This window comes from Rhizobium sp. RHZ01 (assembly GCF_014851595.1).
GTDB lineage: Bacteria > Pseudomonadota > Alphaproteobacteria > Rhizobiales > Rhizobiaceae > Rhizobium > Rhizobium altiplani.
In genome coordinates this window covers 22,728-46,314 of the sequence record NZ_JACUZZ010000025.1, presented here as the reverse complement: position 1 = coordinate 46,314, position 23,587 = coordinate 22,728, and the positions used below count along the sequence as shown (strand labels likewise).

General features: G+C 60.7%; 24 protein-coding genes. 14 read left to right on the top strand and 10 right to left on the bottom strand.

Annotation, left to right across the window (positions count from 1 at the left end):
* Positions 1–12: 12 nt before the first annotated feature.
* Together IB248_RS23035 and IB248_RS23030 are read right to left on the bottom strand one after the other, a co-directional pair.
* Entirely contained in the window at positions 13–489 is a 477-nt protein-coding gene (locus IB248_RS23035; protein ID WP_018858840.1) for a tetratricopeptide repeat protein, read from the bottom strand.
* 21 nt (positions 490–510) lie between these two features.
* Positions 511–1,485: an MBL fold metallo-hydrolase gene (locus IB248_RS23030; RefSeq protein ID WP_018858839.1), complete on the bottom strand. Its 975-nt coding sequence runs from the start codon at positions 1,483–1,485 to the stop codon at positions 511–513.
* Between the two features lie 292 nt (positions 1,486–1,777).
* Between IB248_RS23030 and IB248_RS23025 the strand changes: the two genes are divergently transcribed.
* The gene (locus IB248_RS23025; protein WP_113472030.1) at positions 1,778–2,533 is read left to right on the top strand and encodes a sigma-70 family RNA polymerase sigma factor; all 756 of its coding nucleotides are present in this window, start codon (positions 1,778–1,780) and stop codon (positions 2,531–2,533) included.
* Positions 2,530–3,351, top strand: coding sequence for an anti-sigma factor (locus IB248_RS23020; RefSeq protein WP_018858837.1), 822 nt, complete (start codon positions 2,530–2,532; stop codon positions 3,349–3,351). The genes IB248_RS23025 and IB248_RS23020 overlap by 4 nt, the downstream gene beginning before the upstream one ends.
* Before the next feature lie 61 nt (positions 3,352–3,412).
* Here IB248_RS23020 and IB248_RS23015 read toward each other — a convergent pair whose 3' ends face one another.
* Positions 3,413–4,159, bottom strand: coding sequence for a YebC/PmpR family DNA-binding transcriptional regulator (locus IB248_RS23015; RefSeq protein ID WP_018858836.1), 747 nt, complete (start codon positions 4,157–4,159; stop codon positions 3,413–3,415).
* Between the two features lie 174 nt (positions 4,160–4,333).
* Between IB248_RS23015 and IB248_RS23010 the strand changes: the two genes are divergently transcribed.
* Positions 4,334–4,837: a pyridoxamine 5'-phosphate oxidase family protein gene (locus tag IB248_RS23010; RefSeq protein ID WP_018858835.1), complete on the top strand. Its 504-nt coding sequence runs from the start codon at positions 4,334–4,336 to the stop codon at positions 4,835–4,837.
* Positions 4,838–4,867: 30 nt separating this feature from the next.
* On the opposite strand, the gene IB248_RS23005 is transcribed toward IB248_RS23010, so the two are convergent.
* The 7 genes from IB248_RS23005 to IB248_RS22975 form a co-directional block, all read right to left on the bottom strand.
* Positions 4,868–5,704 (bottom strand): MBL fold metallo-hydrolase, encoded by an 837-nt coding sequence (locus IB248_RS23005; protein ID WP_192241693.1) that lies wholly within the window; start codon positions 5,702–5,704, stop codon positions 4,868–4,870.
* 114 nt (positions 5,705–5,818) lie between these two features.
* Positions 5,819–6,643, bottom strand: a complete 825-nt coding sequence (locus tag IB248_RS23000; RefSeq protein WP_016557201.1) for a TIGR00282 family metallophosphoesterase — start codon at positions 6,641–6,643, stop codon at positions 5,819–5,821.
* A gap of 2 nt (positions 6,644–6,645) precedes the next feature.
* Positions 6,646–7,233 carry a 5-formyltetrahydrofolate cyclo-ligase gene (locus IB248_RS22995; RefSeq protein WP_026372051.1) on the bottom strand — a complete coding sequence of 196 codons (588 nt, stop codon included), beginning with the start codon at positions 7,231–7,233 and terminating at the stop codon, positions 6,646–6,648.
* 96 nt (positions 7,234–7,329) lie between these two features.
* The gene (locus tag IB248_RS22990) at positions 7,330–8,061 is read right to left on the bottom strand and encodes a hypothetical protein (protein ID WP_018859203.1); all 732 of its coding nucleotides are present in this window, start codon (positions 8,059–8,061) and stop codon (positions 7,330–7,332) included.
* Between the two features lie 65 nt (positions 8,062–8,126).
* Positions 8,127–9,011: an NAD(P)-dependent oxidoreductase gene (locus IB248_RS22985; RefSeq protein WP_018859204.1), complete on the bottom strand. Its 885-nt coding sequence runs from the start codon at positions 9,009–9,011 to the stop codon at positions 8,127–8,129.
* Positions 9,008–9,829, bottom strand: coding sequence for a glycosyltransferase (locus tag IB248_RS22980; protein ID WP_018859205.1), 822 nt, complete (start codon positions 9,827–9,829; stop codon positions 9,008–9,010). The genes IB248_RS22985 and IB248_RS22980 overlap by 4 nt, the downstream gene beginning before the upstream one ends.
* Positions 9,826–11,046, bottom strand: a complete 1,221-nt coding sequence (locus IB248_RS22975; RefSeq protein ID WP_192241692.1) for an NAD-dependent epimerase/dehydratase family protein — start codon at positions 11,044–11,046, stop codon at positions 9,826–9,828. Before IB248_RS22975 ends, IB248_RS22980 begins: the two co-directional genes overlap by 4 nt.
* Positions 11,047–11,165: 119 nt before the next feature.
* Here IB248_RS22975 and ybgC point away from each other — a divergent pair, with 119 nt between their 5' ends.
* The 11 genes from ybgC (at position 11,166) to IB248_RS22920 (ending at position 23,504) form a co-directional block, all read left to right on the top strand.
* Positions 11,166–11,630, top strand: coding sequence for a tol-pal system-associated acyl-CoA thioesterase (gene ybgC / locus IB248_RS22970; RefSeq protein ID WP_112646151.1), 465 nt, complete (start codon positions 11,166–11,168; stop codon positions 11,628–11,630).
* Between the two features lie 441 nt (positions 11,631–12,071).
* Positions 12,072–12,791: a protein TolQ gene (tolQ, locus tag IB248_RS22965; RefSeq protein WP_016557208.1), complete on the top strand. Its 720-nt coding sequence runs from the start codon at positions 12,072–12,074 to the stop codon at positions 12,789–12,791.
* A gap of 29 nt (positions 12,792–12,820) precedes the next feature.
* Positions 12,821–13,276: a protein TolR gene (tolR, locus tag IB248_RS22960; protein ID WP_025660914.1), complete on the top strand. Its 456-nt coding sequence runs from the start codon at positions 12,821–12,823 to the stop codon at positions 13,274–13,276.
* A gap of 8 nt (positions 13,277–13,284) precedes the next feature.
* Entirely contained in the window at positions 13,285–14,415 is a 1,131-nt protein-coding gene (locus IB248_RS22955; RefSeq protein ID WP_018859209.1) for a cell envelope integrity protein TolA, read from the top strand.
* 22 nt (positions 14,416–14,437) lie between these two features.
* Positions 14,438–15,748, top strand: coding sequence for a Tol-Pal system beta propeller repeat protein TolB (gene tolB / locus IB248_RS22950; RefSeq protein ID WP_018859210.1), 1,311 nt, complete (start codon positions 14,438–14,440; stop codon positions 15,746–15,748).
* 156 nt (positions 15,749–15,904) lie between these two features.
* Positions 15,905–16,435, top strand: a complete 531-nt coding sequence (gene pal, locus IB248_RS22945) for a peptidoglycan-associated lipoprotein Pal (protein WP_007802639.1) — start codon at positions 15,905–15,907, stop codon at positions 16,433–16,435.
* 160 nt (positions 16,436–16,595) lie between these two features.
* A complete protein-coding gene (gene ybgF / locus IB248_RS22940; RefSeq protein ID WP_026372052.1) occupies positions 16,596–17,597 on the top strand; it encodes a tol-pal system protein YbgF in 1,002 nt (333 codons plus the stop codon).
* 12 nt (positions 17,598–17,609) lie between these two features.
* On the top strand, positions 17,610–18,935 hold the full coding sequence (gene tilS, locus IB248_RS22935; protein WP_018859213.1) for a tRNA lysidine(34) synthetase TilS: 1,326 nt from the start codon (positions 17,610–17,612) through the stop codon (positions 18,933–18,935).
* Between the two features lie 98 nt (positions 18,936–19,033).
* Positions 19,034–20,965, top strand: a complete 1,932-nt coding sequence (ftsH, locus tag IB248_RS22930) for an ATP-dependent zinc metalloprotease FtsH (protein WP_025660918.1) — start codon at positions 19,034–19,036, stop codon at positions 20,963–20,965.
* A gap of 237 nt (positions 20,966–21,202) precedes the next feature.
* Entirely contained in the window at positions 21,203–22,555 is a 1,353-nt protein-coding gene (gene glmM, locus IB248_RS22925; protein ID WP_018859215.1) for a phosphoglucosamine mutase, read from the top strand.
* A 181-nt stretch (positions 22,556–22,736) separates the two neighbouring features.
* Positions 22,737–23,504 carry an outer membrane protein gene (locus IB248_RS22920; RefSeq protein WP_018859216.1) on the top strand — a complete coding sequence of 256 codons (768 nt, stop codon included), beginning with the start codon at positions 22,737–22,739 and terminating at the stop codon, positions 23,502–23,504.
* Positions 23,505–23,587 lie beyond the last annotated feature (83 nt).

Genomic DNA, 23,587 nt, shown 5'->3' with positions numbered 1-23,587 from the left:
ATGTTCCGGATGTCAGTTGCCTGTCTGCCGCACCGTCTTCTGAGCGATCGCCTTGGCAAGATCGTCACGCTCCTCGCAGCCGTTCGGGCAAAGCGTCGTCAGTCGTGCGAGCTGGTCGTTCGCCTTGGCCATGTCGCCGGTCTCGACGTAGAGTTCGCCCAGATATTCGCGGGCGGCCTTGTGGTCGGGCTCGAGCTCCAGCGCCTTGGTGTAATAGGTCAGCGAGGTCCGGTAGTCTCCGGTCTTGCGCAGGGTAAAGCCAAGCAGATTGTAGACGTCTGCCTGCTGCGTATCCTCGGCAAGGCCGCGAAGCTCGTCCCGCGCCCCCTGATAATCCCCGGCAGCGATCTTGGCGCGCACCGACGTCAAATCTGGCGCGTTGGTGGATTCGATATTGTCGATGGCGAAGGCCGGAACGGCTTGGATCGCGGGAAGGGCAGCGGTTGCCGCGATCAAGGCGATCGTGCCTGCCAGAACATGTCTCTTCATGATCGTTTCTCCTTCAGTTTCTCATGCCTGGATCTTGGGGGTGAAGCCGTAGACGTTGCCGTCCTTGACGAAGGTGCCGGAGCCCGGGAACGGAAAATGCGAGCCGCAGATCGCGATCTTGTCTGCGATGACGCGGTCGATCAGCTTGCGGCGCGTCTCGATCGCCATCGGCCCGTCCTGGTCGTAGGCGCCCTGCCATTCCGGATGCGGGGCGAGCAAGGCGGGCACGTACATGATGTCGGCCGACACCATCAGCTGTTCGTTTCCGCCGTCGACGAGATAGACGGAGTGGCCGGGCGTATGTCCCGGCGCTGATATCATGCGGATGCCGGGCGCTACCTCGGCGCCGTCCTCGACGAGTTTCCAGTTCTGCCATTTCGGGAAAACATTGGCGATGCGCTGGCCGGCGGCCTTACGGCTTTCCGCAAGCTTTTCGACTCGGCCAGACTCCGTCCACCAGCTATACTCGGCTGCGTTGACGATCAGTTCGGCATCGGGAAAGACGGCCGCATTGGTGCCCTTGTCCATCAGGCCCCAGACGTGGTCCGGATGGAAATGTGAGAGCATGACCGTGTTGATCTTCCTGTAGTCGATGCCCGCCGCCGCCATGTTGGCGGGTAGGTGTGTCGCATTCGCCTGCCACTGGCCGACGCCCGATCCGGCATCCATCATGATCAGCCGGTCGCCCATCTTGAGGACGACGACGGTGAGGGGGATCGGCATGAAACCGGTCGGCAGGCCGGCCTTGGCAAGCGCCTCCTTGGTGTCTTCGATTGAGGCGTTCTTGATGAAGCCTGGGTCGTGCGGCTTTCGCCAGATACCGTCATAGATGGCGGTGACCTCGACCGATCCGACCCTATATCTGTAGAAGCCGACGCTCGGCTCGTCGGGCGTTTCGGCAAAGACGGGTGAAACGAATTCCAGTTTCGAGGCAAGGCCGAAGGCGGCGCCTGCGGCGGCGGTGCCGAGAACGGTACGGCGTGTCATGGTGAACATCGCAAGTCTCCTCTTGTCGGGTGCTATGATGCAGCGGCAACCCGACAATGGGTGCCGCCGCTGCCAGACAAGATCGAGGCCGGCCGGCAGTTATTCCCGGCATGCCGGGCAATCTTCCTAAGCCGATGAAACCGATGAGAGATTTTTCGCGACGGCATCCAGAACCCTTCCCGTGAACGCCTTTCCTCGAAAAAAAATCGCGCCGGGACGGAATAAAATGACGGTCAGGGCGATCTATCTTGCGGAAGGCATAAGGGCGATCCGATGCGGTCGGCCGAACCCGGGGAAGACGATGACAGAGGCTGAGATCGCGGATTTCCTTTCATTCGAATGCCAGCGCACGCCATTAGGTGCCGATCGGGCGATTGCCGGTACCGGGCGGATGGCGGCTCGCCTTCTGAAAGCCCTCTCCGCCATGATCGGCATGTCGTTGGCGATGACGCGGCCGCTGCTCGACCCGCAAGCGGCCACGATGAGGACGCCTGCCGCATCGGCCGAAACGATGCAACGCTTCCAGAAGGCCATCCTTCCGCAGCTGGACGACGCCTACAATTTCGCCCGCTTCCTCAGTCGCGATCCCGATGCTGCTGGAGATATCGTCCAGGAAGCCTTCCTGCGCGCCTATCGGAGCTTCGAAGGCTATCGCGGCGGCGATCCGCGCGCCTGGATGTTTTCGATCGTCAGAAATTGCTACCGCGCCTGGCTACTCGACGGCCGCCGGAAGGCGCATTTCGAAGTGCCGATGGCCGAGGACGTCTCGACCGGTGAAGCGGATATCGCGACTTGCCAGATCGCGTCCGACGACGACACGCCGGAAGCGTCCGTGATCCGCAAGAGCGAGTCCGAGCGCGTACGGCGGGTCATCGGCGATCTTTCCGACCCGATGCGGGAGGTGCTGGTGCTGCGGGAACTCGAGAGCCTGTCCTATCGGCAGATCGCCGAAATCATCGACGCGCCGATCGGCACCGTCATGTCCAGGCTCGCGCGGGCACGGGAGGAGTTCGGCAAAGCCTGGCTGGCCCTGGAAAAGAGCGGGGTGGCGCCATGAGCGATGAAAGCCATAGAGCCTGTCCCGAATGGAGCGACATGCTGCACGGTTTCGTCGACGGTGAGCTCGATTCGGTCCATTCGGCGCAATTCGAGGCGCATCTTGCCGGTTGCGCCTCCTGCAGCGCCGCGCTGGCAAGGGTGACTGCCATGCGGAAGGTCATCGGTGGAAACGGGGTCAAATGGCGCGCGCCGGAAGAAGTGCGTTCTCGGGTCCTAAGTAGCCTGTCCCTCGCGACTGCCGCCTCCGTGGATCCGGAGAAGGCGGCTGCGGCCGAAAACGGCATCTGGCCGCGGATCTTCGCGTTCATCCGGCAATGGAGCCTTGTGCCGTCGCTTGCTGCGCTGGCCGCAAGTCTCTTCCTGTTCGTCAATCTGCCGCGTGGGATAGATATCCAAGATCAGATCGTCGCCAGCCATGTCCGCTCGCTGCTTGCCGATCACCTGGCTGATGTGCAGACCTCGGATCGACACACCGTCAAGCCCTGGTTCAACGGCAAGATCGACTTCTCTCCGCCAGTCGTCGATCTCGCGGCCCAGGGGTTTCCCCTGATCGGGGGCAGGGTCGACTACGTTGGCGGACGGGTCGTCGCGGCTCTGATCTATCGGCTCCGCGGACACGTGATTAATCTCTTTATATGGCCGGGTACGTCGACGGCACCGGGCAGCGCGGAACGCGAGGGATACAATATTAGTCGATGGTCGAGCGGCGGACTGGTGTTCTGGGCGATAACCGATGCCAGCGCCGAAGATCTTGCCGCATTCCGCAAGAATTTTATAGCGCAGGCCGGCTTGGCGCCCGAGGAAGAGCGTCCTTGAAACGAAAGCGCCGGCGGGAACAATCCGGCCGGCGCGATAACATGATGCTTCCTTGCAGGTCTCAGGCCGAAAGCTTGGCCAGAACCTCTTCGTCGACTTCGAAATTCGAGTAGACGTTCTGGACATCGTCATCGTCTTCCAGGCTGTCGATCAGCTTCAGCAGCGACTGGGCACGTTCTTCGTCGACGGGCACGTTGTTCTGGGCGCGCCAGACGGCCTTGACGGTTTCGGCTTCGCCGAGCGAGGTCTCGAGGGCCTTGGCGACTTCGCCAAGAGACTCAAAGGCGCAGGTGATGTAGTGGCCTTCTCCGTCGGTCTCGACGTCGTCGGCGCCGGCTTCGATCGCCGCTTCCATCATCTTGTCGGCATCGCCAGCGGACAGCTTGTAGGTGATCTCGCCAACGTGGTCGAAGGAGAAGGATACCGAGCCCGTTTCGCCAAGTGCGCCGCCGGCCTTCGTAAAGATCGAGCGGACGTTGGAGGCAGTGCGGTTGCGGTTGTCGGTCAGGGCTTCGACGATGATCGCCGTGCCGCCCGGGCCGTAACCTTCGTAACGGACTTCATCGTAGTTCTCGGCGTCGGCGCCAGCAGCCTTCTTGATGGCGCGGTCGATGTTATCCTTCGGCATGGACTGCGCCTTGGCGTTCTGGATTGCCAGACGCAGGCGGGCGTTCATCGCAGGGTCGGGCAGACCGGCCTTGGCCGCAACCGTGATTTCACGTGCGAGCTTGGAGAACATTTTCGATCGCACGGCATCCTGACGGCCCTTGCGATGCATGATGTTTTTAAACTGTGAATGGCCAGCCATGGCACCCCTGTTCACGTCGTATTGTTAGGAATGGGCCGCCTTATAAGAGCGAAATTGGCCGCATTCAAGGGAAAACGGCTCTGTCGCGCCGGTCGCCCGTGTATCCGGAATGGCGGAACAAACCCCAGGAAGTTGACGTTTCACCCACGGACCCTCGAAATGGAAGGAAGTGCTATGGCTAGTTTCAACGAGGCGCGAGAACACCCGGCACGCCAGCTCTGGGACCAGGTGAACGACATTCATGCCGGTATGCTCGGCGTGGACGGGGCCGACATGCACATGCAGCCGATGGCGCCGAATGCCGATCCGAAGACCAACACGATCTGGTTCTATACGAAATCCGATGCGGCGATCGTACGTGCGATCAAGCCGGGGACTCGGGCGCATTTCTGCGTGGTCGGCAAGGATCACGACTACCATGCCTGCCTTGCCGGCAAGATCGAGGTGCGGCCCGACCAGTCAAAGGTAGACGAGTATTGGAACTCGCTCGTCGCCGCCTGGTATGACGACGGCAAGAAGGATCCGAAGCTCACGATGCTCGCCATGCATGTCGACGACGCCGAGATCTGGGTTTCGACAGGCAATAAGCTGAAGTTCGGCTGGGAGATCGCCAAGGCCAACCTCGACGATGACAAGATGCCCGATGTCGGCATCAGGCAGCACTTGCAGTTCGCCTGAGGAGAATAGGCCCGGTGCAGTCCGGGTCTTTTACTGCATGCCCTTCGCGACATAGATCAGCGGCTTTTTCGGCAAGGCGCGCAGCGAGACGGAGATCGTGTTCGTCGGCGCGTAGCTGATGTCGAAATCGGGTCCGAACATCGACAGGAAGCTTTGCAGTGGGCGCGGCTGATGCATCGGCAGGATCAGCGAGGCGCGCAGGCGCTTGATGACGCGGCTCATGCTGTCGGAACCCATCGTCAGCCCACCATCCACCGGCACCATCACGACATCCAGCCGGCCGATGTCCGTGTAGTGGGCCTCCGTCAGTTCGTAATGCAGATGGCCGAGATGACCGATGCAGAGACCGGCAACCTCGAAGATGAAGATCGAGTTCCCATCTTGCTGCGGCGCGCCGAAGCCGCCCCTGATATCGGTTGTGACGTTGCGGATGTAGGTGTCTCCGACCACGAGGTTGATCTTGGCCTTTTCGCCCGGGACGTCGCTCCATCCATGCAGTACATATTTGATGGCCGGGTCGGTCACCAGAGTATAGTGCGAGGAATGGGCGCGGTTCATGGTGACGACCATTGGCGCCTGTGGCGGCGAGTACCAGCCGCTGTAATCGGTCGCGATCGTTACGCCGCCTGGCGTTTCAATGAGGAAGGTGGAGTGCCCGATGTAGGTCAGCGCAACCGATTGGTCGGTGGCGCCGGCACCGATGATCGGTGACGGGCCTGTGAAGCTGGCAAAGGTCGCTTGCGGGATCGATTGGGCGATGGCCTGGCACTGGCTGACGTTTCGCTGTTCCTCCTGAGCGGCGGCGGCTTCCGCGGCAACCAGGACCATCAGGCAGGCGATTGCGAAAACAAGAAAACGCGGCTTCATGCCACTTCCTCCAGCGCTCTCACGGATAGGCTCGGGAGGATGCGGCAAGGCGCAGCAGCGGTCCAGTTGAAATCCGGAGTCGCTTCTCACGTTTGCGTCATGGCGGGAAAGGCTCTAGCGCCAGAACTCCGGAATAGTCTCGGCAAGCCGGGGACCGAGACGCAGCGGAGCGATCTTTTCAGCCAGGCCGGTCGCATCGGAGATCTCAACGCCGACACCGCAGATGGTGGCAGGGCCGGTCGCTGCTTCCATGCGGCCCTTCGGCATCTTGGAGATGAACCGGTTCAGCGGCTCCTCCTTATCCATGCCGAGCGAGGAGTCGTAGTCGCCGCACATGCCGGCATCCGACATGTAGGCGGTACCACCGTTCAGGATCTGGTGGTCGGCGGTCGGCACATGTGTGTGGGTGCCGACGACGAAGCTGGCGCGGCCGTCGACGAAATGACCGAAGCACTGCTTCTCGCTTGTCGCTTCGGCATGGAAGTCGAAGATGATCGCATCGGCCTGTTCCTTGAGCGGGCAGGCATCGAGGATCGCTTCTGCAGACTTGAAGGGATCGTCGAGTTCGGGATGCATGAAGACGCGACCCATGACATTTGCGACCAGCACGCGTGCACCGTTGCGGGCGTAGAACAGCCCCGAGCCGCGGCCTGGCGTGCCCTGCGGATAGTTGGCCGGTCGCAGGAACTGGTCGTGACGCCCGGCAAATGCGACCGCTTCCTTCTGATCCCAGACGTGGTTGCCCGTCGTGACGACATCGGCGCCGGCGTTTATCGTCTCGAGGAAGATATCCTCGGTGATGCCAAAACCGCCGGCGGCGTTCTCGCCGTTGACGACGACGAAATCGAGCTTCAGGTCAGAAATGAGGCCGGGGAGGCGGTTCCAGACGGCGGTGCGTCCGGTCTTACCCACCATGTCACCCAGAAAAAGCAGTCGCATTGCTATCCAATCCAAGAGGCAAAAAAGCGCAGCCCGCTTTCCGTCAGAAGGGCGTCCAGGCTGACATCGTGCGGCTCGTCGGGCACATGTGCCACTTCCTGGCAGTCGAATGCAATGCCGATCAGCTTGGGATGCAGGCCTTTTTGCCGCAAACGGTCGATGGCGCGGTCATAATAGCCGGCACCGTAACCGATGCGGTGGCCGCGATTGTCGAAAGCGGAGAGGGGAACCAGCATGATTTCGGGATCGAGCACGGCGGCGTCCGCCGGCGGTCCCGAGGTGCCGAAGCCTGTGGTGACCAAAGGGACACCGCGCACGAGTTCGCGAAACACGATTGTCTGCTTGTCGAGGATGGCGGGCACGCAAAGCCGTGCTCCGCGCGCCTGGAACCGCGCCAGAAGCGGCCGGATGTCGGCCTCCGAGCGGATCGGCAGGAAGCCGGAAACAACGGTGCCGGGATCGAACGCGACGGCCTCGCCGGCATGCTCGGCCATGGCCAGGCTCATCTCGATGCGGGTGGCTTCCGGGATGGCGTCGCGCAGAGCGAGCCGGCCGGCACGCATTTCGGCTTTCAGTTCTTTCGGGGTCATACGGTCCATCGCGCTGTTTTCAGCAGACGATAAAGGTCTTGCTGATCATTTCAACGGGACAATGCGACCTTTGACCACCCACCGGAGCCAACCAGGTCAAATCGTGATGCTGGCCGGTACGGTTGAGGCGTCGGCCTGTGCCTCAAACGCATAGGCGTTCGCGCCTGGTGCCTGCTGACCAGTCCTTGCGCGCAGTTCGCGCATGGCCTTGTCCATCAACTGCCGGACCTCCTGCAGGACGGCCTTGAACTCTTCCATCGTCTTGCGATCCTCGGCGGAGATGCCTACGGACGCCTGCTGTCCGTCTTCGACGATGCTCTTGTAGGCGTTGCGCGCAGCCGTTGCGCCGTCGGGTTCGTCTGCCTCGGTTGCGCTCGTGTCGGTGCTATCCGAAGACGTCGTTGCATCTGCGGCGGATGCGTGAGCTGTGGCGTCTGCCGAGGCTGCTCCGGTATCTTCAGTTGCGACAGAGGCATCGGCTGTGGAAGCAATGTTTGTGGCGCTGGCCGCAACAGCCGAGGCAAATTCCGCAGCAGCGGCGCTGATCTTGTGAGCGAGTTCGGCAGCAAGCCGGGCGACGACCTCCGGCGGGTAGCCGCCGCTCTTCAGCATTTCGAGTTGCTGCTTGGCTTCCTCAAGCTTGCGCGCCGCTCTGGCCTTCGCCGCTTCGGCCGAGGTGGCCATGCTCTCGCGCAGGCTTTCCTGTGCCTTTGCCGCATTCTGCAATATCTTCAGGCGCGCGCTGGTGCTGTCGGCCGATATATTGAGATTGTCGGCGGAATAGGTGTTGCGCAGGATGTTGAGCGCTGATGCGGAACCGACTTGCATACTATCCTCCGGATTGCACTATCCGGTGCAGTCTGCAACTTCAGGCTTGAGTGGGCCTGTGCCACCTATGCAAGCGTAGCGAGCGCATGGATCGTTTCATTGAACAGCGGCATGCCGCCCGGCGACCAACCGAGAGCACGGATCTTCGCCGTGTCCATCGGCGTAAGCTGCGCCTTGTCGGCGGGAAGCGGGAGCCTGTTCACGCAATCGCGCTCCCAGCGAATGTGTTCCAGGATGTCCCAGGTATCCAGCGTGACATCGGAGACGTTGAAGGTCTCGCCGGAGATACGCGCGGCGTCCGCTTCCAGCATGAGCCGTACGGCCTTGCCGACGTCTCTTCCGTGGACCTCGGTTCCGGCGCGTGATGGCAGGTGGCGGCCGGCTAGGTAATCTTCGATCAGTCTGTCCCATTTGTTCGGTCGGAGGTCGCCATAGACGCCGGTCAATCGGAGGCTGGCCGTTGTGAAGACGGGCGCCGCGAGGTGTGCGAGACTGCGCTCGGCATCAAGCTTGACCTGGCCGTAGAGGGTCTCGGGCTTGTCGGGCATGCCCTCTTTCAGTGTGGTTCCCGGTGCGTGCTCGCCGTAGGCGGCGCGGCTGGAAATGAAAACGCAGCGGCGCGTGCCGGCGCGTTTGGCTGCTTCGAAAAGCCGGACGCTGCCGTCGAGGTTGAAGCGCTTGAACGTCTCCGGGTCGTCGCCCTCGCCGCCGCGGTATTTGCCGGGCAGGTGGTGGAAGGCGGCGTGCACGAAGAAATAGGCGTCCTCGAAGGCTTCGATATGATCGTGCGCCGGATCGAGCGAGAGCGGGGCGAACTCGACCGGTCTCGAAAAGAAGCGGGGCAGGGGAGCGTGGCGGCCGCCGATGATCACGGTATAGCCGGCGGCGAGCAGTTCTTCGACGATATAGCGCCCGACGAGACCTGTTCCCCCCGATACCAATACCTTCATGCTGCCTCTTCCGGGTTCGCCATGGTCGATAGATCCGGCAGGTCATCGCCGGCATAGAATGCATGCCAAAGGTCGATCAGCGGCCGCAGTTTATCGACCTTCGGATGATTCGTCTCCCACGGCTTCTCATACTGGTAGTGCAGGACGGAAATGCTGTGCCAATCCCAAAGCTGGGGCATGGTAAACCAGACATATTGGAGCATGTTGAAATAGATCGGCAGGCCGTGCCAATCCGGGAAAAATTCCTGCAGGAAGGTCTGGTCCGTCCGCTTCCAGAACACTCCCGGCTGATCCAGTCGCTCCAGCATGCGTTGGAATGTGTCTTCAGACGGTTGCGCGACGAAGACGCCGGAGTTCAGCCGCTGGAAGTCCTCGAGGGATTCATAGACGTTCGGGGCGGCCGAAAACTCGGGATAGCGGAAGAGCTTGTCGATGTTGTGCAACACGATCGCATCGGCATCGATGAAGACGCAACTGGTGTATTCGGTCAGCTGCCAGAGGCGCAGCTTGCAGAAATTGTCGAGCGGCGAGTGAAACGCCGGCTTGCGTCCTTTCTTGAAGGGAGCCGCGGCGTGCAGATTGGATCGAGCATGACGCTCATTGAACTCGGCTGACAGCGGCAGATGCTCGACCGGCACCAGGCGGCAGTCGAGCTTTAGGAGTGGGTCGAGGCTGGCTTGGTCAACGCCCGCGGTATGGAGGACGACGATGACCGCTGGGGTAGCGGTTCGGCGCAAGGATGTTGCAAGCGCCTTGGCACCCTTGGCGTAATCGTCGTTGGTGACGAGAGTGACATAGGCGTGCCGGGGCTCACTCATGAAACGGACTTCAGCCTCTTGCCTTCCGGATCATGGTTAATCGTGGCGGCAATGTCCTTCGTCCAAGCGGAAACGGCAGGCACGCGCGACCGGTCAACGCGATAGGCAAATTTCTTGGCGACATCGACGATCTCGCTCAGAAGACCTGCCTGGAGGGTGATCGGATCGAGGCCGAGATGGCGAAATTTCTCGTTCTTGACGATGAGTTCGTTTTCCGGTGCTTCCTTGCGCGGGTTCGGTAGCCAGGCAATTTCGGCGCCGCTCATCTTTGCGATCATTTCCGCGAGATCGCGCACGCGATGCGTTTCGGTCATCTGGTTGAAGATTTCGACACGGGCTCCGCGGGCAGGCGGGTTGTTCAAGGCAAGCTCGATGCAGCGTACCGAGTCCTGGATATGGATGAAGGCGCGGGTTTGGCCACCGGTGCCATGGACGGTCAGGGGATAGCCGATCGCCGCCTGGATGAGGAAGCGGTTCAGCACGGTGCCGTAGTCGCCGTCATAGTCGAAGCGATTGACGAGTTGAGGGTGCCGGCGTGTCTGCTCGGTATGCGTTCCCCAAACGATTCCCTGGTGCAGGTCGGTTATGCGCAGGCGGTCGTTCTTGGCGTAGAAATGGAAAAGCAACTGATCCAGGCATTTGGTCATGTGATAGATCGAGCCGGGATTGGACGGATAGAGGATTTCCTGGCAGACGGTCTCGCCGCTCGCCGTCTCGATGCCAACGGGCAGATACCCCTCGGGGATCGCCGCCCCGACCGTCGAATAGCCGTAGACGCCCATCGTGCCGAGGTGGATGAGATGTGCGTCGAGCTGGAGTTCGACAAGCGCATTCAGGAGGTTATGGGTGGCGTTAACGTTGTTGTTGACGGTGTAGTTCTTGTGGCGGTCGCTCTTCATCGAGTAGGGGGCGGCACGCTGCTCGGCAAAGTGAATGACGGCATCCGGACGGTTCTCGGCGAGCCACTTCTTCAGGAGCTCGTAGTCCTTGGCGAGGTCGATCAGGTTGAAATGAATGCGCCGGCCAGTTTCGGCGTGCCAGATGCGCGTGCGCTCCTGGATCGAGTCCATCGGGGTCAGCGACTGGACCCCGAGTTCGGTGTCGATCCACCGCCGCGAAAGATTGTCGAGGATATGGATCTCATGCCCCGCGTCCGAAAGATGCAATGATGTCGGCCAGCCGATGAATCCGTCCCCGCCCATCACTGCAATCTTCATCGCGGTGTCTCCTGCTTGAATGTCTCTGTCAAAAATTACTTAGGAAGCGTGACAATTGTTCAATGCTTGCAAGGCGGAAAGTCTTCCGCCAAAGAGGGCGCGTGGCTTTGGAGAAAATTATGGCGGACAACGGTTTTTCGATTTCGGGTGAACTCACGGAAACGGGTCACCGGCTCCTGCAGCGGGTTTATTACGAGGACACGGATTTTTCCGGCCTCGTCTACCATGCCCGCTACCTGCACTTCCTCGAGCGCGGCCGCACAGATTACCTCCGGTGCCTCGGCGTCGAGCAACGAGAGCTTATCAATGCGGACGAGGAGGGGCTTGTCTTCGTCGTCCATCGCATGGAGATCGACTTCAAGCAGCCGGCACGGATGGATGACATCCTGACGGTGCTGACCCACACCGAAAGAGCAGGCGGCGCCAAGATGGTCCTCAATCAGGAAATCCGGCGCGGCGAAACGCTGCTGATCGCCGCCAAGGTGATCATCGCCGTCATTAACGCCAATGCGAGGCCCCGAAGACTGCCGGAGACACTTGCCGAGAAGTTTCTCGAAGGCAGCAAGCCGCTCCGCGGGCCGTGAGCCGTTGCCGCGCGCAGTGCGATCAACATCCTTTGCGTGCAGCGATTCGCCCGGGTTGATCGCGAACGCTGAAAAGACACGGGATTCCGGCCTTGCATAAACATGAGTTTTGTGTGAAGGAATTCGCGCGCTGGAAGATATGCGCTGTTGTGGTCATCGAGCTAGATCTGACCAAGTAATCCAAGGGATAAATCTTTCGCCGATAGTTTCGCTGTCATGATCCGGCGCTAACGAACTGTTAACCATAATAGTGTCTTACTCGGATTGTCAGAGTTTGTGCGGTGCACGCCTTCCTTTGACCAAATTTGACGGCAAGGAAGGCGGATAAGAGCTTGGAAGCTTGACCAGGGCTTTGGGCGGCGGCCGCCAGACACTTCTTGCGAGATCACTTTGTGCCGCCCGGTCAAGTGCCGGGCGTTTGGATTCGGGGATTTTGGATCAATGGAACAAGTAGGATTGGCAGCAGCAACGGCCGACGTCAGCCTCTGGTCGCTGTTTATGCAGGCAGGTCTCGTCGTCAAGCTGGTCATGCTCGGGCTCATCGCAGCCTCGGTCTGGACCTGGGCGATCGTCATCGACAAGTATCTGGCGTATGGTCGCGCACGGCGCCAGTTCGAGAAGTTCGAGCAGGTGTTCTGGTCGGGCCAGTCGCTGGAAGAGCTCTATCGCACGCTATCGGAGCGCAACAACACCGGCCTTGCCGCGATCTTCGTTGCGGCGATGCGCGAATGGAAGAAGTCGTTTGAGCGCGGTGCGCGCTCCCCGATCGGTCTGCAGATGCGTATCGACCGCGCCATGGACGTTACGCTGGCGCGTGAATCCGAATTTCTCTCCGCCCGTCTCGGCTCGCTGGCAACGATCGGTTCGGCCGGCCCGTTCATCGGCCTCTTCGGTACGGTCGTCGGTATCATGACCTCGTTCCAGGCAATCGCCGGCTCGAAGTCGACGAACCTCGCGGTCGTTGCTCCCGGTATCGCCGAAGCGCTGCTTGCAACCGCAATTGGCCTTGTTGCCGCTATCCCGGCCGTTATCGCCTACAACAAGTTCACTGCCGACGCCGGCAAGCTTTCGGGCCGTATGGAAGGCTTCGCGGATGAATTCTCCGCCATCCTTTCGCGCCAGATCGACGAAAAACTGCAGCCGCGCCAGGCCGCGCAGTAATCGACGGGAACGGAGTCAACGATATGGGTATGGGTGCTCCAAGCGGTGGCGGTAGCGGCGGTGGTCGCGGTGGTCGTCGTCGCGGTGGCCACAGAGGTGGTGCCATCTCCGAAATCAACGTGACGCCGCTCGTCGACGTCATGCTGGTGCTTTTGATCATCTTCATGGTGGCAGCACCGATGATGACGGTCGGCGTGCCCGTCGACTTGCCGGAAACACAGGCCAAGGCGCTGAATTCCGAAACGCAGCCGATCACGATCTCGGTGAAGAACGACGGCCAGGTGTTCCTGCAGGAAACACCGATCCCGGTCGAAGAGATTGCCGCGAAGCTCGAGGCGATCGCAACGACGGGCTACAATGAACGCATCTTCGTTCGCGGCGACGCGACCGCGCCCTATGGCGTGATCGCCGACGTCATGGCTCGCATCCAGGGTGCTGGCTACAAGAACATCGGCCTCGTGACGCAGCAGAAGAAGGACCAATAGCGAACGCTATGAAGGCCAGTATCGTCACATCTGCGGCTCTGCACTGTGCACTGCTTGCCTGGGCGCTGATCTCGATCGGCTCCCCGGAGCAGTTCAAGGTCGAGGATTTCGAGGCGATGCCCGTCGACCTCGTGCCCGTCGAAGAAATGACGCAGATGCAGCAGGGCGACAAGACGGCCAAGCCGAGTGAAAAGCCGGCGCCGAAGCCGACGGCCAAGCCGACCAATGTCGAAAACGCCGAGAACATGGGCGAGAACAAGGTCGACCTCAAGGCGCCGCCGGTCCCGAACGCCAAGCCCAGCAATAACGAGAGCGCTGCTGCCCCTAAGGCCGTCGAAAAGCCTCTTCCTCAGAATGATCCCGTCCCCAACGAGGTGAAGGAGATAATGAAGGAGGAGACGGACGTCGAGCCGAAGCAGGTCGCGTCCATTACGCCGCCGAAGCCGGAAATCACCCCGCCGACGCCGCCAAAGCCAGAGGAAACGCCACAGGAACAGCCGGAGCCACCGAAGCCGGACGCCGAGGCGCTGCCGGACAAGGTTCCGACTCCGGTCGTGAAGCCGCAAGCCAAGCCGCCGGAACAGAAGCCGGCCGAAAAGCCCCCGGAGAAAAAGACCGAGGATCAGGCGAAGGCGGACGAAAAGCCGACGGACAAGAAGAAGGCCGACAAGAAGCAGGAGAAAGCGAAGTCCGCCTCCTCTAAGCAGAGCGACTTCAACGCCGACGATATCGCGGCGCTGCTGAACAAGCAGGACCCGTCGAATGGCGGAGCCAAAAGTTCGACCGAGGTTGCTTCGCTCGGTGCCAAGAAGGCCACCGGTGGCTCCAAGCTCTCGATGAGCGAGATGGATGCGCTGCGTAGTGCGATCGCCGGCAACTGGTCGGTTATCCCGGGGATGGAAGGTGCTAGCGACGTTCGCATCAAGGTCCACATGAAGCTGGATCCTGACGGTAACATCATCGGCTCACCCGAGGTCGAAGCGGTTGGCGGCACCAACGAGGCGACGCGCATGGCGTTGGCAAGCGGTGCCAAGCGTGCCGTGATGAAGTCGTCGCCCTTCACCAATCTCCCGAAAGACAAATATGACGCCTGGGGCGAAGTTATCGTCAACTTCGATCCCAGCGATCTAGCACTTTAAAATGCTGAAAGGCTTGTCCTCCATGACCAAGTGTTCCCTCATTCGCGCCTTGATGGTCGCCGTCGGCATGATAACCACTGCGGTTGTCGCCACGCCGGCCAACGCGCTTGTCGAAATCAACATCAACAAGGGCAATGTCGAGCCACTGCCGATCGCGATCACCGATTTCCTGCAAGGCGACATGGGCGCCCAGGTGTCGCAAGTGGTTGCCGCCGACCTTCAGCGCTCCGGCCTCTTTGCGCCGATCAACAAGAACGCCTTCATCGAGAAGATCTCCAACCCGGATGCCGCTCCGCGCTTCGAAGATTGGAAGGTCATCAATGCGCAGGCCCTCGTTACCGGTCGCGTGACGCAGGAAAGCGACGGGCGCCTGCGCGCCGAGTTCCGCCTTTGGGATACATTTGCCGGCACGCAGATGACGGGCCAGCAGTTCTACACCCAGCCTGAGAACTGGCGTCGCGTTGCCCATATTATCGCCGATGCGATCTACAAGCAGATCACCGGCGAAGAGGGCTACTTCGATACGCGCGTCGTCTTCGTATCCGAGTCCGGCACGAAGCAGGAGCGCAAGCGCCAGCTCGCCATCATGGACCAGGACGGCTACAACGTGCGCATGCTGACGAACGGCAGCGATCTCGTGCTGACGCCGCGCTTCTCGCCGAACCGCCAGGAAGTCACCTACATGTCCTTCGCCAACCAGCAGCCGCGGGTTTACCTGCTGCAACTGGAAACTGGACAGCGCGAAGTGGTCGGCAACTTTCCGGGCATGACCTTCTCGCCGCGCTTCTCGCCTGACGGACAGAAAGTCGTCATGAGCCTTCAGCAGGAAGGCAACGCAAACATCTACACGATGGACCTGCGTTCGCGCACCACGACGCGCCTGACGTCCACTGCTGCGATCGATACCTCGCCGTCCTATTCGCCTGATGGCAACCGCATCGTCTTCGAAAGCGACCGTGGCGGCCACCAGCAGATCTACGTGATGAATGCCGATGGCTCCGGCCAAACCCGTATCTCCTTCGGAGACGGCAACTACTCGACGCCGGTCTGGTCTCCGCGCGGCGATCTGATCGCCTTCACCAAGCAGTCGGGCGGCAAGTTCTCGATCGGCGTCATGAAGCCTGATGGTTCGGGTGAACGCATCCTGACGACGGGCTTCCACAACGAGGGCCCGACCTGGGCGCCGAACGGCCGCGTTATCATGTTCTTCCGCCAGGCAGCTGGTGCCGGCGGTCCGCAGCTCTACTCGATCGATCTGACGGGCTACAACGAGCAGCTCATCAAGACGCCGAACTTCGCTTCGGACCCGGCCTGGTCGCCGCTTCTCGAGTAGGAAAGCCTGTGGATGTGCCTTTTTGTCGCCGCAAAAATCCCTGATTGGGGCGACTGAGGGACAAATCAACCATCTGTTAACCATAATTCTTGAATGCCGATTAACCCAACGAGGTTACAGTCCGGCAACCTTAATCAAGTCGCAAGGAGACCGGCCATGAGCCGAATTCACACCCCGGCAATGAGCCGCATGCAGAATTTCGCCCGTAACCCCGTCATGATCGCGCTTGTCGCCGGTCTTGCCTTGGCCGGTTGCGCCAACAAGAAGAACATGGCGAACAGCGCTGGTGACCTGGGCCTCGGTGCCGGCGCCGCAACGCCCGGTTCTGCACAGGACTTCACCGTCAACGTCGGCGATCGTATCTTCTTCGACACCGACTCCACCTCGATCCGCGCGGACGCTTCCCAGACCCTCGACCGCCAGGCTCAGTGGCTTGCCCGCTATCCGAAGTACGCGATCACCATCGAAGGCCACGCCGACGAACGCGGCACGCGCGAATACAACCTTGCTCTCGGCGCTCGCCGTGCAGCGGCCACCAAGGATTACCTTGCTTCGCGCGGCGTTCCGGCACAGCGCATGAAGACGATCTCCTACGGCAAGGAACGCCCGGTTGCCGTCTGCGACGATATTTCCTGCTGGTCGCAGAACCGCCGGGCCGTTACAGTTCTCGGTGGCGCCGGCATGTAATTGCTGGGAAATATTACAATTTCGAAAGGCGGCTCCAACGCGGGCCGCCTTTTCTTTTTGAACACACTTTGGCCAGTTTCCGTTGCTTTTTGAAAGCAATTGGAAAAATCTCCTGTTCGTGCCAATGGGTGCGAAGAATCACAGGGACAGGACAAACCATATGAAGAAATTTGTCGTTGCGGGCATGCTGTGCCTCGCGGCCGTGGCCGGGGCGGGCCAATCGGCGAATGCGACGTCGCTTTTCGGGTGGCAGATCGGCGGCAAGGCTGCCAATCGGCAACCGCAGGCACCGGTTGTAAACGTGCAGGCGGGCGGCCCTGAGGTTCGCATCCAGCAGCTGGAAGAACAGCTGCGCCAGCTGAACGGCCGCATCGAAGAGATGAGCTTCCAGCTCCTGCAGATGCAGGAAACGATCCGCAAGGCGCAGGAAGACAACGAATTCCGCTTCCAGGAGCTGGAAAAGGGCGGCGGCAGTAGTGCCGGCAGCAGCTCCAAGACGATGAAAAAGAGCGAAGCCGATGTGCCTCCTCCGGCGCAGGGCCGGAGCGGTGGTGACGATGTCGCCCGCGTAATCCAAGCACCGCAGGGAGCCGAAACGGCTCCCTCGACCGACGTTCCGGCAAATGATGGTCTCGGCCAGCCGCCGAAGCAGCTCGGTTCGATGCAGTTCGACCAGAGCGGCAATCCGGTCGGAGGCTCGGTCAACGAGAATGCCACGGTCGGATCCGGCCCGGTTCCTGGCGTCGATTCCGGCCGTTCGTCGCAGACGGCCTCGCTCGGCAGCGAAGCCGACCAGTACAAGGCCGCCTACGGCCACGTGCTTTCCGGGGACTATTCGACGGCCGAGCAGGAGTTCACCCAGTACATCGCTCAATACCCGAGCAGCGCACGCGCGGCGGATGCCAATTTCTGGCTTGGCGAAGCGCTCTACTCGCAGGGCAAGTACAATGAGGCCGCCAAGACGTTCCTCGATGCTCACAAGAAGTATGGCAGCTCCGAAAAGGCGCCGGAAATGCTTCTCAAGCTGGGCATGTCGCTTGCGGCGCTCGACAATACGGAAACCGCATGCGCCACGCTGCGGGAAGTCTCGAAGCGTTACCCCAAGGCTTCGCGTGCCGTGATAACCAAGGTTGCCAGCGAGCAAAAGCGTCTCGCCTGCTAGGGCCTTCCGGTTTTGCGCCCGGATGGCCCCCTTCTACCTGAGACGGCAGCGCGCCGTTTCCTTGACTCGCTGATCGGGCCCTCGCGCATCCTTGTTGCGACTTCGGGCGGAAGCGATTCAACAGGCCTGCTTTTGGCTCTTGTCGAAGCGAGCAAGGCTGTACCCAACTCGAAAATCTCTCTTTGCGCTGTTACAGTGGATCATGCACTGCGGACAGAATCGGCCGAAGAGGCGCGCCAGGTTGCTGCCCTCTGCGGGTCGCTCGATATCCCGCACGTCGTTAAAGTCTGGCAGGGCGAAAAGCCCAAGGCCGGCCTCATGGCGGCTGCGCGCGACGCCCGCTACGCGCTGCTTGCCGAAGCCGCCGAGAACTTCAACGCCGACATCGTTGTAACCGCGCATACGGCAGACGATCAGCGCGAGACGCTCGCCATGCGGTGGGAGCGCTCAGAACAGCCAAGCACCGGCATCGCCGATCTCGTGCTCTTTGATCGCCGTATTTGGGTTGCCCGACCGCTGCTTAGCTGTCGGCGAGAGGCGATCCGCGAATATCTTCGCACAAGACATGTCGGCTGGATCGACGACCCAAGCAATGATGACCCGAACTATGAACGTGTGCGGATGCGATCCCGCCTCGCCGAAGAGGCGGATGCCGTCCCGGATGCGGGCGAGGCCGGTGACTTGCGCACGAGCGTCGCCGCTTCGGCGGCTAGATGGCTGGATCAGCATTTCGTTCTGCATTCTCCCTTGGTCGGCCAGGTACTCCCGGCCGGACTCACCGCGGAGAGGGGCATTCTTGATTATGCCATTGCGCGCCTTGCTGCGGTTTTCGGCGGGCAGGCGTTCCCGCTCGGACGCAAGCAGACGGACGATGTTCTGGCGCTTATCAAAAGCGATCAGCCAAATCGGATGACCGCGGGCAGGGTAGTGTTTGACCTTCGGCGCGACGGGCTTTTTCTCGTTCGTGAAAACCGTGGGATCCTGCCGTTGACGCTTGCGCCGGGCGCGCGCGGCGTCTGGGACAGGCGGTTCCTCGTTGAAAATGCAGCCCCGACGGATATCGGCGTCGTTGCCGGCGGAGCTGAGATGCAGAGCGACCGGCTACCGAGGGGCGTGCTCAGGCAGGCCCGGTCAGCGGCGCCATGCGTCGTCGACGCTGCTGGGTCCGAAGTTCCCTCTCGTGTTGCCGAGAAAGTCAGGATCAGTCCCTATTTCTCGCCGTTCGACCGTTTTTTGACACGATTTGACTTCATCTTTGCCGACAGGCTTGCGGCTGCCTTTGGAACGCGCCCCTATCCAAAACCGCCATTAGGTCTTATTGACGGAAAATCTATCTAACAGTCCAGTTTTCCTTGGCATTCACCCAAGGCAATCCTATGTTAGAGACCAAATAAGACGGTCGCCATGAGGTGGCTGTTCCAGTGCTGGGGAGTTCGATGAACCCTAACTTACGTAATTTCGCCTTGTGGGCAATCATTGCGCTTCTGCTGATTGCCCTGTTCAGCATGTTCCAGACGTCGCCGGCGCAGACCAGCTCCCGCGAGATCCCTTACTCGCAGTTCCTGCGGGAAGTGGATGCGGGCCGCGTCAAGGAAGTCGTCGTCACGGGCAACCGCGTCACCGGCACCTATGTTGAAAACGGCACCACCTTCCAGACCTATACGCCTGTTGTTGACGGCAGCCTGCTCGATCGCCTCCAGCAGAAGAACGTCCTCGTTTCGGCGCGCCCGGAGACCGATGGCTCTTCGGGCTTCCTGAGCTATATCGGTACGCTGTTGCCGATGCTGTTGATACTGGGCGTCTGGCTCTTCTTCATGCGGCAGATGCAGGGGGGCTCACGCGGTGCGATGGGCTTCGGCAAATCCAAGGCAAAGCTTCTGACCGAAGCGCATGGCCGGGTGACCTTCGATGACGTCGCAGGCGTCGACGAGGCCAAGCAAGACCTTGAGGAAATTGTCGAATTCCTGCGTGATCCGCAGAAATTCCAGCGCCTCGGCGGCAAGATTCCGCGTGGCGTTCTGTTGGTTGGCCCTCCGGGCACCGGCAAGACGCTGCTCGCCCGCTCTGTTGCAGGCGAGGCCAATGTGCCGTTCTTCACGATCTCGGGCTCCGACTTCGTCGAAATGTTCGTCGGCGTCGGCGCAAGCCGTGTCCGCGACATGTTCGAACAGGCCAAGAAGAATGCGCCCTGCATCATCTTCATCGACGAAATCGACGCTGTCGGTCGCCATCGCGGCGCCGGTCTCGGCGGCGGTAACGATGAACGTGAGCAGACGCTGAACCAGTTGCTGGTCGAGATGGATGGCTTCGAAGCAAACGAGGGCATCATCCTGATCGCGGCGACGAACCGCCCTGATGTTCTCGATCCCGCACTTCTGCGTCCGGGCCGCTTCGACCGCCAAGTGGTCGTGCCGAACCCCGACATCGTCGGTCGCGAGCGTATCCTGAAGGTTCATGCCCGCAACGTTCCGCTGGCACCGAACGTCGATCTCAAGGTTCTGGCTCGCGGTACGCCCGGCTTCTCCGGCGCGGATCTGATGAACCTCGTTAACGAAGCTGCCTTGATGGCTGCGCGCCGCAACAAGCGCGTCGTGACCATGCAGGAATTCGAGGACGCCAAGGACAAGATCATGATGGGCGCCGAGCGCCGCTCTTCGGCGATGACCGAGGCTGAAAAGAAGCTCACGGCCTATCACGAAGCCGGTCATGCGATCACCGCACTCAATGTGGCGGTCGCCGATCCGCTGCACAAGGCAACCATCATCCCCCGCGGCCGTGCGCTTGGCATGGTCATGCAGCTCCCCGAGGGCGACCGCTACTCGATGAGCTACAAGTGGATGGTCTCGCGCCTCTGCATCATGATGGGCGGCCGCGTTGCTGAGGAACTGACTTTCGGCAAGGAGAACATCACATCGGGTGCATCCTCAGACATCGAGCAAGCCACCAAGCTTGCTCGTGCGATGGTCACCCAATGGGGCTTCTCCGACGAGCTCGGCCAGGTGGCCTACGGCGAGAACCAGCAGGAGGTCTTCCTCGGCCACTCTGTTTCGCAGTCGAAGAACGTCTCCGAGGCCACCGCCCAGAAGATCGACAACGAAGTTCGCCGCCTGATCGACGAGGCCTATACCCAGGCCCGCGATATCCTCACCGACAAGCATGACGAGTTCGTCGCGCTGGCCGAAGGATTGCTCGAATACGAGACGTTGACGGGCGAGGAAATCAAGGCGCTGATTCGCGGCGAAAAGCCTTCGCGCGATCTCGGCGACGACGCGCCGCCCAGCCGCGGCTCGGCCGTTCCGAAGACCGGTAGCCGACCGGTGGCTAAGGGTGACGAGCCTGAAGCCGGCCTAGAGCCGCAGCCGCATTGATTTATCTTGAGAATGCCTGAAAGGCCGGGGTCCAGTCTGGACTCCGGCCTTTCGCGTCGGTAACGCGATGTAATGGGTTTTCTCGCGAATTTACGTGATGGTGACAGCGATTTATGTCATGCCGGTGACATAGGGAGGCTTCACTCGAAGCTCTTGTAACGACATTCGCCCGTGGCGACGTGATTTTTGCAAGTAATAATGCGCAGCCAGAAGGCGCGCTAAGGCACAGGGGTGCATATGAAAAGACGCTATTTCGGTACAGACGGTATTCGCGGTCAATCCAATGTGTTCCCAATGACACCCGACCTTGCGATGCGGGTCGGGATTGCAGTCGGAACGATCTTTCGCCGAGGCAACCACCGTCATCGCGTTGTCATAGGCAAGGACACCCGCCTTTCTGGTTATATGCTCGAAAACGCGATGGTCGCAGGCTTCACTGCTGCGGGCGTCGATGCCTTTGTTCTCGGTCCTATCCCGACGCCAGCCGTGGCGATGCTGACGCGGTCCTTGCGCGCCGACATCGGCGTCATGATCTCGGCGTCCCACAATCCCTACCAGGACAACGGCATCAAGCTATTCGGGCCAGATGGCTATAAGCTGTCGGACGATCTGGAATCGCAGATCGAGGATCTGCTTGAAAAGGATCTCTCGACGCAGCTTGCCAAAGCCGACGACATCGGCCGCGCCAAGCGTGTTGACGGCGTGCACGACCGCTATATCGAGCATGCCAAGCGCACGCTGCCGCGTGACGTCACGCTACAAGGCTTAAGGATCGCGATCGACTGCGCAAACGGAGCCGCCTACAAGGTGGCGCCCGCTGTTCTCTGGGAACTCGGCGCCGACGTCGTGACCATCGGCAACGAGCCGAACGGCACGAACATCAATCTCAATTGCGGCTCGACCAGCCCGGTTGCTCTGCAGAAGAAGGTCGATGAAGTCCGTGCCGATATCGGCATTGCGCTCGACGGCGACGCCGATCGCGTGATCATCATCGATGAGAACGGCGCTGTTGTCGACGGCGACCAGCTGATGGCTGTCATTGCCGAGAGCTTTGCCGAAAGCCAGCAGCTTCGCGGCGGCGGTATCGTTGCGACGGTGATGTCGAATCTCGGGCTGGAGCGCTTCCTCGAGGATAAGGGCCTCGGCCTCGTACGCACGATGGTCGGTGACCGCTATGTCGTCGAGCACATGCGCCAGCACAGCTACAACGTCGGTGGCGAGCAGTCCGGTCACATCGTGCTGTCGGACTACGGTACGACGGGCGACGGTCTAGTGGCCGCATTGCAGATCCTTGCTGCGGTCAAGCGGACCGGCAAGACGGTGAGCGAAGTTTGCCGCCGCTTCGAGCCAGTGCCGCAGCTCCTTCGCAATGTGCGCATTTCCGGCGGCAAGCCGCTTGAAGACGCCCGTGTGCGGAAGGCAATCGCCGATGCAGAAGCCGAGCTCGGTCATAGCGGCCGCCTTGTTATCCGCCCGTCCGGCACCGAACCGCTGATCCGGGTCATGGCTGAAGGCGATGACCGCGGCCAGATCGAACGCATCGTCAATGATCTGGTTGGTATAATCGGTGGTGCGCGCGACGCCGCGTGACGTCCGTATTTGTGAACATGGCGGGCATTGTTTCGGCGTCCGGCCATGTGCGCAAGATCATGCTAAAGATTTTCTGAATTTAATCTGACATTAACTCTAATTTGTAAGACTCTGGGATGAATAAAAGCCGGGCGTGGTCGAATGACGCACGCCCGGGCATCGATTGTTTCTGGAGCATACTATGAAGAGATTTTTGATTGCCCTGGCTGCGGCGTTGACGGCAGGTGGCCCGGTTCTCGCTGCCGATCTTTATGTCGATCCGGCTCCTCCGCCCCCTCCCGCCTTCGGCGGATGGTACCTGCGCGGGGACTTGGGCATGACTAACCAGCGTCTTGGCAGTATGCAGCACGAATTGTTTGACGACGTGGAACTCCACGAATTTCCGGATGAGGGCTCATTTGACAGTGGCCTGCTCGGTGGGTTGGGCGTCGGTTATCAATTTAACCAGTGGCTCCGCGGCGATGCGATCGTTCAGTATCGCGGCAAGACCGATTTTTCCGCGCTCGATCGTTACGGTCATACCGATGCGACGGGACCCGTCTGGGATGGTACGAATGACTACGATGCTGCCAAATCGGAATGGCTGTTGATGGCGAATGCCTATGTCGACATCGGCACATGGGAAGGCATTACGCCTTATGTCGGCGCCGGCATCGGTGCCTCACGCAACACGATCTCTCGGTTCAGGGATGTCAACGTCCCGACCCAAGGCGTTGCTTATGGTGACAGTGAATCCACTTGGAACTTTGCTTGGGCGCTCCATGCCGGCATCGGCTATCAAGTGACAGATCGCCTCACCGTCGATTTTGGCTATAGCTACGTCGATCTTGGCGACGCAAAAACCGGCCCGCTCCGTTCCTACGACAACACGGTGAACACCGGCCCGATGCACTTCGACAACATTACCTCGCACGATTTCAAACTCGGCCTGCGCTATTCGCTGCAATAGCCGACACCCCATTGTTGCGAGCGCTTCGACTTCAAGGCCGCCGTCAGGGCCGCCTTTTTCGTTTCTCCCCGTCCCCGATCGAA

Excerpts from the sequence above, each read along its gene's own strand:
- IB248_RS22975 (WP_192241692.1), bottom strand. The coding sequence starts at position 11,046 with ATGAAGATTGCAGTGATGGGCGGGGACGGATTCATCGGCTGGCCGACA.
- ybgC (WP_112646151.1), top strand. The coding sequence starts at position 11,166 with ATGGCGGACAACGGTTTTTCGATTTCGGGTGAACTCACGGAAACGGGT.
- tolB (WP_018859210.1), top strand. The coding sequence starts at position 14,438 with ATGACCAAGTGTTCCCTCATTCGCGCCTTGATGGTCGCCGTCGGCATG.
- IB248_RS23015 (WP_018858836.1), bottom strand. The coding sequence starts at position 4,159 with ATGGCTGGCCATTCACAGTTTAAAAACATCATGCATCGCAAGGGCCGT.
- IB248_RS22920 (WP_018859216.1), top strand. The coding sequence starts at position 22,737 with ATGAAGAGATTTTTGATTGCCCTGGCTGCGGCGTTGACGGCAGGTGGC.
- IB248_RS22955 (WP_018859209.1), top strand. The coding sequence starts at position 13,285 with ATGAAGGCCAGTATCGTCACATCTGCGGCTCTGCACTGTGCACTGCTT.
- IB248_RS23010 (WP_018858835.1), top strand. The coding sequence starts at position 4,334 with ATGGCTAGTTTCAACGAGGCGCGAGAACACCCGGCACGCCAGCTCTGG.
- glmM (WP_018859215.1), top strand. The coding sequence starts at position 21,203 with ATGAAAAGACGCTATTTCGGTACAGACGGTATTCGCGGTCAATCCAAT.
- IB248_RS22995 (WP_026372051.1), bottom strand. The coding sequence starts at position 7,233 with ATGACCCCGAAAGAACTGAAAGCCGAAATGCGTGCCGGCCGGCTCGCT.
- IB248_RS22990 (WP_018859203.1), bottom strand. The coding sequence starts at position 8,061 with ATGCAAGTCGGTTCCGCATCAGCGCTCAACATCCTGCGCAACACCTAT.
- IB248_RS23005 (WP_192241693.1), bottom strand. The coding sequence starts at position 5,704 with ATGAAGCCGCGTTTTCTTGTTTTCGCAATCGCCTGCCTGATGGTCCTG.
- IB248_RS23000 (WP_016557201.1), bottom strand. The coding sequence starts at position 6,643 with ATGCGACTGCTTTTTCTGGGTGACATGGTGGGTAAGACCGGACGCACC.
- ybgF (WP_026372052.1), top strand. The coding sequence starts at position 16,596 with ATGAAGAAATTTGTCGTTGCGGGCATGCTGTGCCTCGCGGCCGTGGCC.
- ftsH (WP_025660918.1), top strand. The coding sequence starts at position 19,034 with ATGAACCCTAACTTACGTAATTTCGCCTTGTGGGCAATCATTGCGCTT.
- tolR (WP_025660914.1), top strand. The coding sequence starts at position 12,821 with ATGGGTGCTCCAAGCGGTGGCGGTAGCGGCGGTGGTCGCGGTGGTCGT.
- IB248_RS23020 (WP_018858837.1), top strand. The coding sequence starts at position 2,530 with ATGAGCGATGAAAGCCATAGAGCCTGTCCCGAATGGAGCGACATGCTG.
- pal (WP_007802639.1), top strand. The coding sequence starts at position 15,905 with ATGAGCCGAATTCACACCCCGGCAATGAGCCGCATGCAGAATTTCGCC.
- IB248_RS23025 (WP_113472030.1), top strand. The coding sequence starts at position 1,778 with ATGACAGAGGCTGAGATCGCGGATTTCCTTTCATTCGAATGCCAGCGC.
- IB248_RS23030 (WP_018858839.1), bottom strand. The coding sequence starts at position 1,485 with ATGTTCACCATGACACGCCGTACCGTTCTCGGCACCGCCGCCGCAGGC.
- IB248_RS22980 (WP_018859205.1), bottom strand. The coding sequence starts at position 9,829 with ATGAGTGAGCCCCGGCACGCCTATGTCACTCTCGTCACCAACGACGAT.
- IB248_RS22985 (WP_018859204.1), bottom strand. The coding sequence starts at position 9,011 with ATGAAGGTATTGGTATCGGGGGGAACAGGTCTCGTCGGGCGCTATATC.
- tolQ (WP_016557208.1), top strand. The coding sequence starts at position 12,072 with ATGGAACAAGTAGGATTGGCAGCAGCAACGGCCGACGTCAGCCTCTGG.
- IB248_RS23035 (WP_018858840.1), bottom strand. The coding sequence starts at position 489 with ATGAAGAGACATGTTCTGGCAGGCACGATCGCCTTGATCGCGGCAACC.